This window comes from Rhodohalobacter sp. 8-1, from assembly GCF_038150125.1.
GTDB lineage: Bacteria > Bacteroidota > Rhodothermia > Balneolales > Balneolaceae > SW132.
The window spans coordinates 142,372-156,656 of record NZ_JBBVMF010000003.1; the positions used below are offsets into that span (position 1 = coordinate 142,372).

Annotated in this window: 13 protein-coding genes; all 13 read right to left on the minus strand. The window is 45.8% G+C overall.

All coding sequences use genetic code 11. The annotated features are described in order from the left end of the window. Window positions 1-281: 281 nt before the first annotated feature. The 13 genes from AABW11_RS03725 to gcvT all read right to left on the minus strand — a co-directional run bounded on the left by AABW11_RS03725 (window position 282) and on the right by gcvT (window position 14,048). The gene (locus AABW11_RS03725) at window positions 282-1,577 is read right to left on the minus strand and encodes an NAD(P)/FAD-dependent oxidoreductase (protein ID WP_340103430.1); all 1,296 of its coding nucleotides are present in this window, start codon (window positions 1,575-1,577) and stop codon (window positions 282-284) included. Beyond that, a complete protein-coding gene (hslO, locus tag AABW11_RS03730; RefSeq protein ID WP_340103431.1) occupies window positions 1,578-2,483 on the minus strand; it encodes an Hsp33 family molecular chaperone HslO in 906 nt (301 codons plus the stop codon). It lies immediately after the preceding gene. A 359-nt stretch (window positions 2,484-2,842) separates the two neighbouring features. Next, window positions 2,843-3,676: an energy transducer TonB family protein gene (locus AABW11_RS03735; protein WP_340103432.1), complete on the minus strand. Its 834-nt coding sequence runs from the start codon at window positions 3,674-3,676 to the stop codon at window positions 2,843-2,845. Beyond that, complete coding sequence (locus AABW11_RS03740) at window positions 3,676-4,086, minus strand: ExbD/TolR family protein (RefSeq protein ID WP_340103433.1); 411 nt, start codon at window positions 4,084-4,086, stop codon at window positions 3,676-3,678. The genes AABW11_RS03735 and AABW11_RS03740 overlap by 1 nt, the downstream gene beginning before the upstream one ends. A gap of 3 nt (window positions 4,087-4,089) precedes the next feature. Then, window positions 4,090-4,803 (minus strand): MotA/TolQ/ExbB proton channel family protein, encoded by a 714-nt coding sequence (locus AABW11_RS03745; RefSeq protein ID WP_340103434.1) that lies wholly within the window; start codon window positions 4,801-4,803, stop codon window positions 4,090-4,092. A gap of 11 nt (window positions 4,804-4,814) precedes the next feature. Beyond that, on the minus strand, window positions 4,815-5,939 hold the full coding sequence (locus tag AABW11_RS03750; protein ID WP_340103436.1) for an SPOR domain-containing protein: 1,125 nt from the start codon (window positions 5,937-5,939) through the stop codon (window positions 4,815-4,817). Continuing rightward, on the minus strand, window positions 5,926-6,138 hold the full coding sequence (locus AABW11_RS03755) for an HU family DNA-binding protein (protein ID WP_340103438.1): 213 nt from the start codon (window positions 6,136-6,138) through the stop codon (window positions 5,926-5,928). Before AABW11_RS03755 ends, AABW11_RS03750 begins: the two co-directional genes overlap by 14 nt. Before the next feature lie 9 nt (window positions 6,139-6,147). Continuing rightward, the gene (locus tag AABW11_RS03760; RefSeq protein ID WP_340103439.1) at window positions 6,148-7,881 is read right to left on the minus strand and encodes a hypothetical protein; all 1,734 of its coding nucleotides are present in this window, start codon (window positions 7,879-7,881) and stop codon (window positions 6,148-6,150) included. Between the two features lie 205 nt (window positions 7,882-8,086). Then, window positions 8,087-9,097, minus strand: a complete 1,011-nt coding sequence (locus AABW11_RS03765; protein WP_340103440.1) for a lysylphosphatidylglycerol synthase transmembrane domain-containing protein — start codon at window positions 9,095-9,097, stop codon at window positions 8,087-8,089. Continuing rightward, on the minus strand, window positions 9,094-9,729 hold the full coding sequence (locus tag AABW11_RS03770) for a LolA family protein (RefSeq protein WP_340103441.1): 636 nt from the start codon (window positions 9,727-9,729) through the stop codon (window positions 9,094-9,096). Before AABW11_RS03770 ends, AABW11_RS03765 begins: the two co-directional genes overlap by 4 nt. Further along, a complete protein-coding gene (locus AABW11_RS03775; RefSeq protein WP_340103442.1) occupies window positions 9,719-12,202 on the minus strand; it encodes a DNA translocase FtsK in 2,484 nt (827 codons plus the stop codon). The genes AABW11_RS03770 and AABW11_RS03775 overlap by 11 nt, the downstream gene beginning before the upstream one ends. Then, entirely contained in the window at window positions 12,195-12,932 is a 738-nt protein-coding gene (locus tag AABW11_RS03780) for a 2-phosphosulfolactate phosphatase (RefSeq protein ID WP_340103443.1), read from the minus strand. Before AABW11_RS03780 ends, AABW11_RS03775 begins: the two co-directional genes overlap by 8 nt. Window positions 12,933-12,950: 18 nt before the next feature. Beyond that, a complete protein-coding gene (gene gcvT, locus AABW11_RS03785) occupies window positions 12,951-14,048 on the minus strand; it encodes a glycine cleavage system aminomethyltransferase GcvT (RefSeq protein ID WP_340103444.1) in 1,098 nt (365 codons plus the stop codon). Window positions 14,049-14,285: the final 237 nt, after the last annotated feature.

The following is a 14,285-nucleotide window of genomic DNA, read 5'->3' on the forward strand; positions in this document are numbered from 1 at the left end:
TTGTCACTTCGAGATAAGGAATTGAGCCGAAAAAGTCCCCCTTTGAAGGGGGAAGAGGCTCGAAAGAGCCGAGGGGGATGACACGCTGAGCGTTGATTTGACTCTAATAATTAGATTTTACCCTTAATTTCACTGCGGTTCATCCCCCATTGCCCCCTTCAAAGGGGGACACTCTTCAATAAACTCTTATGATGAACTCACGTTAATTAGTAAAGTGAGAAAAGTTGACGGATGTGTTTTTTGTAAAACCAAAAGCCTTTGGATCTGTGAGTTAACTTAACTCAGTTACCGTTTCTCAGATCATGTTTGCCTGAATCCGATTCCGCGCGCGAAAATTTATCAGTAATAATTCGTACTCCCCGTTTAAACGTTATATAGTGCCACACCCATTCTGCAAATACACGGAATCTGTTTCTGAATCCAATCAAAAAGAAGATGTGTATGAGAGACCACAGCAGCCAGGCAGCGACTCCGCTGAATTTAAAACCTTTTATATCAGCAACAGCTTTGGCGCGCCCAATCGTAGCCATTGACCCTTTATCAGTGTAGCTAAAAGGTTTTGTTTTCTCACCTTCAACCATATCCTTTATTTTTTTCCCTACATATTTGCCCTGCTGTAGTGCCACGGGAGCCAATGCAGGAAGCGGTTCTCCATCTGAATCTTTTGAGTGGGCCGCATCTCCTATCACAAAAACGTTCGGAAAACCTTTAACAGACAAATCATCTTCGACAAAAACACGTCCCATTTTGTCCTGCTCAACAGAGAGAGAATCTAAAACAGGTGAGGATGTCACTCCGGCAGCCCAGATAATATTTGGTGTATTAATAACCATATCACCGGCGGTAACACTGTCGCTTTTAACATCTGTTACAGGCTGGTTCAGGATGACGGTTACGCCCATGCTTTCAAGATCCTGCTGTGCTTTTTTCGAGAGCGAATCGGGATACCCCAGCAATACCTTTGGGCCGGCTTCAATCAGGTAAACTTTTGTTTTATCCGGGTCTATATTCCTATAGTCGCGCATCATGTTACGCTTGGCAATTTCAGCAATAGCACCGGCCATTTCCACTCCCGTGGGACCCGCGCCAATAACTGCATAGGTTAAGTATGGCTCTTTATCTTCATCAGAGTTTAGCTGATCTGCGATTTCAAGTGAATAAAGTATTCGCTCCCGGATTGCGATGGCATCATCAATACTCTTTAAGCCGGGAGCATGCTTCTCCCATTCATTATTTCCGAAATAGTTGTACTGTGATCCGCAGGCTACAACAAGGTAGTCGTAACTAAGGGGTGAGCGGCCTTTAAACCGTAACAACTTTTCTTCCTTATCGATTGCTTCAACTTCACCAAGCACCGTTCTAATATTATCGTTTGAACTGAATATCGTACGAATGGGGACTGCAACATCACCGGGAGACAGAGCTGCCGTCGCTACCTGGTATAGAAGCGGCTGAAACAAATGGTGGTTTCTCTTATCAACAATTGTGACGTCAAAACCGGTGGCTTTCAGGCTTTTTGCGACTGAAATACCACCGAAACCGCCGCCAATAATGACTACTATTGCAGGTGAATTCATTTAGTTGAGTTTAGCTTTTGCGGATTCAGCCAGCTCGTGAATTTCCTGTTTTGGAATGGTTAGGCTGTTACCACAATAGTGGCAAACCACTTCCTGGCTTTCTCCTTCCATATCTTTGAGTTCTTCATAGCTCAGCATGGAAAGTGCATTTTTGAAACGCTCAGGCGAACATCTGCAAAAGAAATCAACCGGCTGTCGATCTAGTTCTTTTACGTTGAAAGGTGCTGATGAGCTTATCATGATATCGTCGATGTAGTGGCCCTCGTTAAGTAAATCTGCTACAGGAGGAAGCTCTTTTAGAGTATTCTGTAATGTAGTCATCACGTCTTCTTCAGCATCGGGTAAACGCTGTATCAAAACGCCGCCAGCTTGTTTCACGCTTCCGTCATCATTGAGAGATACATCCAGCAGAATACCGGAAAGCACCTGTTCTGACTGCGCCATAAAGTGGGCTATATCTGAATTGATATCGCTGTTGACGAGCTGGATTGTGCTTGTTTTAGGCTCTGCCTCATTATAGAGTGTTTTGGAGACTGTGAGCAGGCCTATACCGAGCCCGTCACTGATGTCCGTATCCGGCTGAGAATAGTCAAGCTCAGCTTGTGGATTTTGTACGTACCCGCGAACTTCGCCAACCCGATTGGCTTCGGCGGCAATCATGCCTACCGGTCCGTTGCCGTCAAAGCGGAGTTTGATCCTCTCTTCGCCTTTTAGTTCAGATGCCAGCAACATCGAAGCTGTTAGCGCCTTTCCGAGAAGTACGGTATTTAGCAGTGATAAGGAGTGGTTCTCTTGTGCAGTTTGAACGACGTCGGTGGTTTTCACAACGGAGATTTTAAATGCTCCATCTTCGTGTATACCTTTAATGAGGCGGTCTTTGAATTGAATTTCTTTCTTTAGTGACATATAAGTAAAAGGGATTGTAAAACGTCTTTTGGAGTTAATTGTCGCCGTATCTGTAACAAAAATATTTATTGATAGCTTCCGAAATGATGGAGAAAAATCTATTAAATAATGACATAATGACCAGTGTTAAGTCATAAATGAAATGTAGTAAGCAACCTGTCAGCACCCAGTGCCCCGAAGGGATCCCTATGGGGGATCTGACAGCGTTGGTTTTTTGACGCTGACATCCCGACCGCTGTCGGGACGGAAAAGAACCGGGAATGATGTCAGGTCTTTATTCGACAAATGTGAATTGACATGACACTATAGCCGGGAAGGAGGCTGCCTGTTTAAAATAGTTTTAAAAGACAGGTGAGATGTCAATCAAGCACAAACCGAAAAGTAATAGTTCCCCACTGCGGTTCCTGAGGTACACCCTGGGGGAGCCGCGAAAATCGCCAGCTTCTAAGTGTTCTCATGACTTCACGCTCAAGTTCTGGGTTCATCTTTCGCAGTGGAAACACACGGCCCAGGGATCCATCAGGGTTAACTTCAAACCGTATGGTAATAACAGCTTCGTTATTGGTCGGGTTCGACGGCAGGGGCTGAACCATTGGTGACCGATCGAGATCGCCTTCCCATTGCAGTTGATAGGGTGATGATCGATCCTCAGTGTTGCCTGTTCCCTGGTCAACGTTTACATCTCCTTCAAGGCCGCGTTCATCACCGCTTTCAGCAACGCCTTCCTGGATTTGCTCAGCCTCTTCGGTTTTGGGAGGGACTTCCGTCTCTTCAACTTCCTCGGTATCATCAGGCGTCTCGGGATTTATAATCTCAGTTTCAGGCGTTTCTATAACCTCTTCGTCCTGAATTTCTTCTTTTTGATCCGTAAGGTCAACAGGCTTTGTTGCCTCTTCTTCGGGCTGCTGGGGCGTTTCTGTAGGCTGAGTAATCTCGGGATCAGGATCATCAGGCTCTTCTTCGGCGGGATTTGGGCGGGTAGCAACCTCTTCCTGTTGCTGTTCAGCCTGCTGCGCCATTGTGCCGCTGCGGAATTCGCCAAGCGTTACTTCCATATAAGCTGGGCGATTTTCCACATCAAAATTAATAGTGTAGATGATGGCAAAAATGAGGAGAATCAGATGTAATCCAGCCGTAATGGCCCATCCGAAGAGGTCCTCGTTATCGATAAATCTGTTAATCCAGTTAAGCATTAATTAGACTCTTGTTCAGTTGCCATAACTATGTTCAGGTTTAAAGCCCTCCCGATGTTCATTGCCCGTACGGCATCTTCTACGCGGGCATCACGGTCAGCCCGTACAACAAGTGTGCTGTTTGGCCGCTGCTGATCCGCATTTCGAATCGCATTCGAGAGGTTACCAGTCGACACCTGTTCACCATTTACAAAGAAATTTCCTTCGCTTGTAATCGCTACTGAAATTTGTTGAGCTTCAGCAGTTGTGCCGGCTTCAGCACGGGGAATGTTTACCTTAATGCCAAAATTGGTCACAAATGATGAAGTCAACAGGAAGAAAATCAGCAGCAACAGAATAATATCTGTCAGCGATGATTGAGAGAACATCGACAGGGGCTCATTTTTTTCGCTGTCTTTTCGGAAATCCATTTACTACGCCTCCTGCTTTTTCTTGCGCGAAGGAGTTTGGAGAAGATCGACAAAGTCAGCCGATGCATTCTCAAGTTCAAATATCATTCGGTTAATTTTACCCAGCAGAAAGTTATAGAATCCGTAGGCGATAATGCCCACAATCAAACCAGTGGCAGTTGTAATCAAAGCCTCCCAGATGCCGCCTGCTAATACGCTGGGATTTACATTACCCTGCAGCGATTGAATGTCCATAAACGCCTGAATCATACCGGTCACCGTACCCGTGAATCCCACTAACGGCGCGACACCGGCAATTGTTGCGAGCCAATTCATCCGTTTTTCAAGATAATAGATTTCTTTTTTACCGGCATTCCGAATCGCTTCTTCGATATCACGAATGGGTCGGCCGAGACGGCGAATTCCCGATTTTAGAATCCGGGCTAGCGGTTTATCAAACTCCTCGCAATACTGGATGGCACGCTGCTGGCTGCCTGATTTAAGCAGAGACTCAATATTATTGAGCATTGCTGCCACGTCCATTTTAGAGTTTTCGAGTTTTCGCCAGCGTTCAGCAATCACATAAATAGCGAGCACCGAAAGTATAAATAGCGGAATCATTAAAACACCGCCCTGCGTCAGAATTTCTAAGAAAGACATAGACGTGTCCTCGTTTAGCATTTGAGCAAGGGTATCGGCTTCGGTAGCCTGGAATAACAGTCCTGTAATTATGTTCATGAAGATGATATTTACTGTATACGTTGAATAAAATTATCGTTGTTAAATGGCTCCGGAAGTGTGGTTGCTTCCTGCTGTGCCTCTCTGATTGTGGGAAATTGACCGATCCCAACCCGGTAATAAGTTTGTCCGTCGACCACTCGATCGTTCACCGTGATGCGAAATCCTTCCTGGCGGAGTTCATCGGCTGTTTGTTCGGCCACGCCGCGATCCCGCAGTGAATGCACCACAATGGTGAATACATCTCCCTCAGGCTCAGCAAGATCACCATACAGTCCATAAGGATCTGTTGTAGTTACCTCGTCGATCGGGTCATCGAGTGGCTCCGGATCATCCTCGGGCTCGGGTACTTGTACTGGTTGAGGTGGTTCAGGTTCCGTGTATGCCGTAATATCGCGTTCGGCGGTTACCGGCGGATCTTCCAGCTCAACGTCCTGCTGCTGAGAGGTTTCAGGTTGCTCGGGCGGGTTGATGAATTCCGTAAACACAAAATAGGCAGCAAACAAAAACACGCCGGCTAGCACCACAACAATGATCGTATTCATCGGGTCGCGCGATTTTGAAGCCGTTTTTCGTTTTGAATCACTGGCCTTTTTAGCAGGGGCTGTACCGGCTTTATTGATATCTTCTTTGGGCGTCGGTTCAGGTTTTACATCAGATTCTGACGGTTCTTCCTGGAACAGTTTGCCAAAGGGTTTTAAGATTTCAGTTTCATCATCGTCCTCATCATCCACGTGGCCGGCAAGTGTTTTTCCAATACCAAACACATCATCTGCATCGGTTTGGTCGCTATCAGACTCTTTTTCCTGATCGGCTGATTCCATTTCAGGTTCTTCTTCAGGTTGCTTCTTTGATGTAGGAGCAACGCCGGGCTTGGGTGGTTCCAGTTCTACTGGTTCCATACCGGCATGGGAGAAATTGATTTCTGAATCCAGCTTGTCGGATGCCCGAAATGTGAGTTTACCACCCTCATCAAAATAGAAAAGTCCAAAGCCTTTTATCTCAAGGGCTTTGCCGCGCTTTGATGCATCCAGTATTCGCGATATAAGCTCATCCAGTTGAGCTTCAACATCTTCACGTGTCATTCCGGTTTTTTCTTCCAGTAAGCTGATCAGCTCTTCTCTATCGATCGTCATTCGTGTGTGATATTTCCGGTTTGAATTCAATTTTATCTTTGGGCGGCATCAATACTACACGACCATCGTCTAATTTTTTCTGTGTCTGTGTTTGGTGAACTTTATGGAATTGTCCCAGCCCGTCAATCTGAACACGGTTTTCTTTTACTATCTGTTCTTTGACGACCTGTATAAAGCTTTTTATAAACTGTGGTTCCATTGCCTTTATTTAAAAGAGATATGTAATTCCAACGTAGGCCTGAAATCCCCGTTCGCGATAACCCTGCCAGATTTCATAGTCTACATCATTGATATTCAATAGCTTGGCGTAAATCCCGGCGTTTCCGGCAAGGGCAAGCTCAAAACGAGCACCAAGCAAAAAGTAGGGGTCCAGATCATTCCCAACAGGATTAAACCGGCTTCCTGAATAATCAACCCATCCTTCTACTACTAGATCTCGAACAGGGCGAACCGATGCTGTTCCCGTTAAACCGAGGGATTCAGTATAAGGTATTTTATCGTTGCCCGACAACCGCGGACGCTGCCAGTATGCATCGGCGCTGACCCAGAATTTTTCAGCCGCCAGTTGCTGCGAAAAGGAAGCATAAACTTTAAAGAAGTTAGCGTTTTCAAACTGCGGGCTGTAAGAATACCGGGTAGTAATATCTTGGGCGTCTGTTATCTGATTTCGTGTAAAATAAGTATGGTTCCGAATATGCTGAAACTGAATGCCGCCTGTAAACATAGTGCCGCTTAGCGGTTCTATGATGACTTCGGAGCGCAATTCGCTGGTATACTGGTGTGATAACGGCGTTGATAAGCCAATGAATCGGTTTATCGTTTGAAGGTCCAGTAATGAGTTGTAGTTGGGGCTTCCGGAAATACGTGCACGAAGATCAATTCCATCAAGCAGCGTGTGCCGGGCGTCTAACTTTGGAGCAATGTAGAACTTGGATTCGTTAGATGCATCAGACACCAGGGCCACGCCAAATGAGGCATCAATATCGGTTTGATAGTTCAAGAGCCGCTCGTACCGGGCGCCTGCCTGTGTTACACTCCAGCCGCTGGATTCATAACCAATCACGTCAATCGAGCCGGCATCAATATTAGCGTAAGCGGAAAAGACTTCTTCAGTACGTGAACCGGCCCATGAGTAGATTCCGTCCACAGTAACTCCCCATTCAGACGGAGTGCCCTCTGATGTCTGGCCGCCAGGATTTGAAACATCAAACTGGTGGCTGTAGAAGTTGAAATCTGATTGGAATCCTGTGACTGATGTTCTGTTAAATGCTAAACTTCCGCCAAAATTTCCGCCAGTACGGCTTGATCGCGCTCCTGCTTGTTGAAGGGGAGTTCCACCTACTTGATCAGCAGGCAGATAGTTGAAAGCTGAAAATACACCGCTATTTAATTTTAATAGCGCACTTTTAGACAGGCGAAGTTGAGCTCTGATGGTAGCGTTAAGATCACGGAATGAGCTGTCAAATTCATCAAGATGACCATTTGATGAGCGATGGCTGAGATTGCCCGACACCCAGTGCTTATTTCCAAAACCTTTAATTGCGTAAATATCAGCCTCGGGCGTTACGTAAGTTCCGATGCCAAGCCGTGCAAAACCAGTGGCCGGATCAACATAGGAAAGGGGCGTGTAGGTGGGGGCGTCGGGACGGTCGAGCTGACCCACAGGTACTGACGCTGCAATGGCTTCCTCTGATTCGATAAATGGAGTGCGATTAGGATTTATCTGAAAGACCCTCGGTTTTGGATTGAATCCAAGAATAGGCTGGCGCCGCAATCCGGGAAACCGGGCCTGGAACTGGCTTCGGATTTCAATATCCTGGGGGTCGATTTCAGGTAGAAGGTTTTGCTGAGCCTGCGGATCGGTCTGTTGCGCGTTCAGCGATATCGCAGAACCCATAAAGAGAAGTAGTAAGAATAAAAATGTGGCAGCGTTTTTTTGCATTGAGATATCGTTCAAAGTTCAATCCGGTAAAATATGAATTTTCAAGGGTTCTTCTTACCCTAAAAATTTAAGTTCGATTAATAATCTTTTTTTAAATAGTGATGAAGGAGTTACCCACCACTGACATAAAAACTGTTTATAAAAATCGAACTCAGATTATAGGAGCAAATGCATGTACTTTATTTAAAAAATGTTCCCAGCCTCTTCAACGGGTCAGGCCCTTCTTGAGTGTGTAATACTTATCAAACCAAAGAGAAAATGGCCCGGCTAAGAGTATGAGCAAAATAGTCACTGCATGGGCAACGGTTGCAAACGTGAGTCCTGTAGCAAGCGGCACATTATAAAGCAGCCACATACTCTGCTGCATCAACAGGTGATAGGAGCCAATTCCGGCCGGCGTTGGAATTGTAACGCCAACAGAAGAAACGACAGTCAGAACCATTGCAGACTGAAGCGTCAGCCCATAAGTTTCACCCAGTTGGAGCATCGAAAACGGAATGTAAATCATCAGAATATAGCCAAACCAGATGCCCGCAGTCAAAAGCAGAAAAACCGGCCAGTTATCGATATTTTTAATCGAAACGAGCCCTTCACCAAACGATCGGCTAATCTCTACAATACGCTGCAAGAATGGATTTGTAATTTTATTGCTGTGATCGAGGTGGGCCAAAAATTTATAAAAGGCCCACATCAAACCGATGACGAAAATCAGAATTGCAGGTAAAACAAGGTAAGTGTACCAGGTCCAGCTGCTGATACCGAAAAGCTCTTCTAGTAAATCGAACTCCCTGGTTAGTGTGAGTGCCACAATCCCCATCAGTAAAAACATACTGCATACATCAATGAAACGCTCTAATACAATGGTGCCGAGTAGATTTCCGGAGCTGATCCCGTGCTTTTTTGCCACATAGACGGGCCTGGAGACTTCGCCAAGCCTTGGTACCAGGGTGTTCATAAAATAACCAAACATTACACCTGCAAAAAGAGTTGAACGCGGTATTCTGGTTTTTACATCCTTATGCAGGAGAAGGCGCCATCGCTCGGCTCGCAAGTAGTGACTGATGAGAAGCGCGATCACGAAAAATGGAAGCCAGTAAAAAGATACTTGTGAGAACTGCTCGCGAAACTCTGCAGGATCTACCGTTCGAGCGGCGAGCCAGATAAATATTCCGGCTACAATTAGTGAAACTACTACATTCAGCACTCGCTTGTTCATGAGTCTGTATATCGCAGATCAATTATTTCGGCACTTTGTGGCTCGTTCAGCTCAAATAAGTTTTCATCAGGTTCAACAAACTCCCCATCTTCGAACCGGGTCGTCAACTGATTGTTTGCCTGATCAGTAGCCTGGATCACTGTTGGCAGTCCGTTACTGTTTAGCGTAATTGTTACGGTTTGAAAGACGGTAAACGGGTCGTCAGATTCAAGCGTGATTTCAGTTCTGTTGCCGGAAATAGCGGACTCACTAATCGAATAGCTTGTATCAACTCCCTGGAGCATCCTGGAGGGAGCAAAATCGTCTTCCTCCTCAACATAGTCACTAATAATAACACGATTTTTGGTGGCATCGTACACGCGTGAAATATCACCATCCACTACCATTACCTGGTTGTTCCCTTCAATTTTATACTGATCTCGGCCTATCCAGATCCTTCCCTCATTCTGCTGAGTTTCACCGGTAAAAGAGTCCTCATAGCGATGTGTGAAATCAGCACGGAATATCATTCCCTGTTCAAACATCGATTTCAGCCGGTCGAAAACCTGGGTGTCCTGGGCAGAAATGGTTTGTGGCTGCACACTTAAAAGGAGCGCAGTAATAACGCTAAATGCAAGTGTTTTACAGGCCAAGTTCATCAAATATTTCATCCAGCTCCTCTTCTTCGTTAATCTTTACATCCCGAGCTGTGCTGCCCTGGTATGGGCCAACCACACCCGCATTGAACAACTGGTCGATGATGCGCCCGGCACGGTTATACCCGATTTTGAGCTTTCTCTGAAGCAGCGAAACGGAGCCCTGTTGATGAAGGACTATAATTTTCGCAGCATCTTTGAACAATTCATCAATATCGTCCAGCGGGTCGGGGATGCCCGACTCTTCATCTTCTACTTTAGGCAGGTGGAAAGGTTTCTTAAAGCCTTGCTGCGAGCCAATAAACTGTGTAATACGCTCAACTTCTTCGGTTGAAACGTACGCATTCTGAATCCGTGTCATGCCGGCACCGCTTGAAAAAAGCATATCGCCGCGCCCAACAAGCTGATCGGCACCGCCGGTGTCGAGAATTGTCCTGGAATCGACCTTCGAAGCTACCTGGTATGCAATCCGGGCGGGAAAGTTTGCTTTAATTGTTCCTGTAATAACATTTACAGATGGCCGCTGGGTAGCTACACAGAGATGAATGCCAATGGCACGGGCAAGCTGTGCAAGGCGCGCGATAGGTTCTTCGATCTGTTTACCGGCAGTCATCATCAGGTCGGCAAGTTCATCAATAATTACAACAATATAGGGCAGATGCCGGTGGCCCAGTTCCTCGTCGAGTTCACCGGCTTTGAATTTGTCGTTATAGGATTTAATATCTCGGACGAGCGCCATTTTCAGCAGCTCGTACCGTTCGTCCATCTCTTCTGTAACGCTTTCAAGTGTTTCAAGAGCTTTACTTGTGTCCGTAACAATCGGCTCTTCAGCACCCGGCAGAATCGCCAGGTAATGATTTTGAATATTTCGATAAAGCGATAATTCAATCTTTTTGGGATCTATAAGAACAAATTTCACATCATCAGGATGACACTTGTAGAGCAGACAGGTGATGATGGTATTTATACCAACCGACTTACCCGATCCCGTGGCCCCGGCAATGAGAAGGTGGGGCATTTTGGTTAAGTCTACCAAAAACACATCATTCTCAATGGTTTTACCAAACGCAACGGGTAGTTCCATGTCTGATTCCACGAAACGCTTGGTATTAATAACCGATTTGATGAATACCGTTTCGCGAGAGCTGTTGGGAACCTCAATCCCGACAGCCGACCGCCCCGGAATAGGCGCAATAATACGAAGCCCGTGTGCCGCTGTGGCCATTTTCAGATCATTAGCATAGCTTTCGATCTTACTGATTTTCACGTCAGGTGACGGCTCCAGCTCATAAAGTGTAACCGTTGGGCCTACAATGGCATTGATGGCCAGGATTTCAATTTTGTGGCGTTTCAGCTTGTCAAGAATGATCTTTTTGTTAAGCTTAATCTCTTCAAGATCCACTTCATTTCCCTCATTCGGAGGGCTGTCGAGCAGGTCAATTCCCGGGAATTTATATTTTATAACCGGCGTGCTCTTTGCTTTATCCCGGTTTTTGCGATCCAGTTCTTTACCGCCGGCCTCTTCCTCGCCCTCGCCAACATAAACTGCAAGATCCACGTCATCGTCATCATCAACGTCTTTTTCTTCGCCTTTTTCAAGAATTGCACGTGGCGGCTGATTTTCAAGGTCAGCCTGCTGTTTCTTCATCTCCTCAACCCGCTGCTTATCCTGTTCCTGTGATCGTTCGACGATATCATCTATCGATGAAGAAGATTCTGTCTTGGCGGTTGAATTTGGACTTCGGCCATTTTTCAGGGCCGCTTCCGCTTTTTGCTGTTGTGCAATAGATTTTTGCTTCTCTTTTTCAGCGGCTTTCTGTTCCTTCTCTTGCTGCTTTCGTTCTTTTCGCTCTTCTAAATTACCACGAAGTCCGGTTGTCCAGCTTTTAAATGTGTCGATCGTTTTTTGGAGGTCGCGGTCAACAAGTATAAGTGCCGATACAAAAAGAAGAACCACGAGCATCACTATGGACCCGATGCCAAGAATCGTTTGCAGAATGGCGGCCGTGCCGAGGCCGAAATTTCCGCTCCAAACGGTTGTTACCAGCTCCAGTTCGTTATGAATCCACCCAAAAAGTGTTGATACGAGCAGCATCACCCAAACCCCATATGCCAGCGGCCAGCCAAGATCCCGGACATCTTTTTGCCGAAAAAGGCACCATCCGACGGATGCGATCATCACCGGAATAAATATGCTCGTGTATCCGAACAGTACGTGGACAAACAGGTACGAAATATAGGCGCCAATGACACCCAGCCAGTTCTGGATATTCAGCGACGGTCCCTGATCAACCGAGAAGATAGCGCTGGAGCTCATCGTTTTTACGGCTCCGTAATCGTTGGGGTGATAGGATGCAATACTGAGTAAAATAAGGGCAGCCACGGAAATCGTGAGAATACCGGCTACTTCAAGCTTACGGGTGGTGTCGAAACTACTTAAAAAAGAGGTCTTGTTTTTTTTCTTAGCCATACAAATTGGTGATGATACCGTCATTTAAAACCGGTAGTATATCGCAAATATCGCGCTGTGCACAATAATCAAGATCCTGATCGCCGGCGATCTCCTTCAGGCGTTCTGCATGATTGGATCTGTGAATGACATCAGAAATATTCTCTCTGAATTTCTCGTATAGCCCAAAGGCCACCTTTGAGCCGTCCCGGGCTTCATGCGGGAGGGTTCCGTTTCCGAGGTTATAGATAACATTTCCTGCAAATAGGAGATCTTCAATTGCCATTCGTCCGCGCCATCCCGCGCAAATCAGCACGATATCTTTCTGTTCTTCATTCAGGGTATGCACTATAGTGGATAAATTCAAAAAAGAACCGATATAAAGATTTGACGACCCGACAGCTTTTTTGATCGCCTTTGTTCCGTTGGTGGTGTTAAATATCAGGGTTTTATCTTTAACGCGATCCACGGAATACTCCAGCGGTGAGTTTCCGAGGTCGTATCCTTCAATTTTCACCCCATCTTTCTCACCGCAGAGGAGCAAGTTGTCGGAGTCCACACTTTGTGAAATTCTGCTGGCCTCACCCATATCTTCCACAGGGATGATGCCTTTAGCCTGGTTCATTAACGCGGTAATAATCGTAGATGATGCGCGAAGGACGTCAATTACTACTACAATTTTTTTTCTAAGTTCCTCTTCCTGGAAGGTTTGTGAAGAGAAGAAAACGTCAAGTGTATTTAAATTTGCCATTTGATTCTGTCTTTCTTGTTAGTTTTTTATAAATGGTGGCTTCACAACCGTAGCAGTAACCCGGTCTTTCCTGATTTTCACGAAGAGTTCCGTGTCAGGGACAGCATGCGAAATCGCAATATAAGCAAGTGCGATTCCTTTGTTCAGCGTGATGGATTGCGAACCGCTTGTTACCTCGCCAATTTTTTCTCCGTCTGTATCAAGAACGCTGTAGCCGGAACGCGGAACTTTCCGGGGTTCATTTATCACAAGGCCCATCAATTTACGGGAAAGCCCGGCTTCTTTTTTCTCCACAAGGGCATCTCTGCCAATGAACTCACCTTTATCCAGTTTCGTGAGCCAACCCATACGAGCTTCAAGCGGATGGGTGTCGGCAGTAATGTCATTTCCATAGAGGGCAAAACCCATTTCCAGACGCAGAGTATCCCGGGCGCCTAAGCCTGCGGGTTCTATGTTAAATTCCTCGCCGGCTTCCATTATTTGATCCCAAATAGCAAGCGCATCAGCTTTTTCAGTATCAATATAAAGCTCAAACCCCTGTTCACCCGTATAGCCTGTTGCCGAAATTATGACTTCGTCCTCACCAGCTACACTGCCTGTTTTAAATGTATAAAACGGAATATCAGAGGGATCAAAATTTACCAGTTTCTTAAGAATATCAATCGACTTTGGGCCTTGAAGAGCCAGAAGCGCCATGGAATCTGACCGATTGGTCAGGGCGGCACCGGTATTGTTATTTTTTGAGATCCAGTTCAAGTCTTTTTCAATATTGGCGGCATTAACAACCAGCATGTACGAGTTGTCTGCGAGCATATAAACAAGAAGGTCATCCACAATACCCCCATCTTCATAGCACATGGCGCTGTACTGCGCTTTCCCGGGAGTCAGCTTGGATGCATCGTTTATCGTCACTTTCTGAATTAACGCAAGTGCATGTTCTCCTTCAACGAAGAACTCGCCCATGTGGGATACATCAAACAATCCGGCCCGATTGCGAACGGCATTGTGCTCCTGCTTGATTCCCTCATACTGAACGGGCATGTCGAATCCACCAAAATCGATGATTTTAGCACCTGCGTCTACGTGTTTGGGATAAAAAACTGTGCGATCTGCCATATGCAGTGTCGAATATTATATTAAGTCTATAGTTTAATTGGGACGTAAAGGTACGGAACATTGGAGAGATTTTTTATATCTGTGCGATATTCTTATTAGGCCATATTATGGCTGAATGAGTATAAAAGAGTGATATTTTATACTGCTCAGAATATGACGGTGATTTTGTGCACCACCCTGCCTGAACTAATAAATAAATGTGATGAATTTTATTCATCAAACAGGCGAATGATGCGA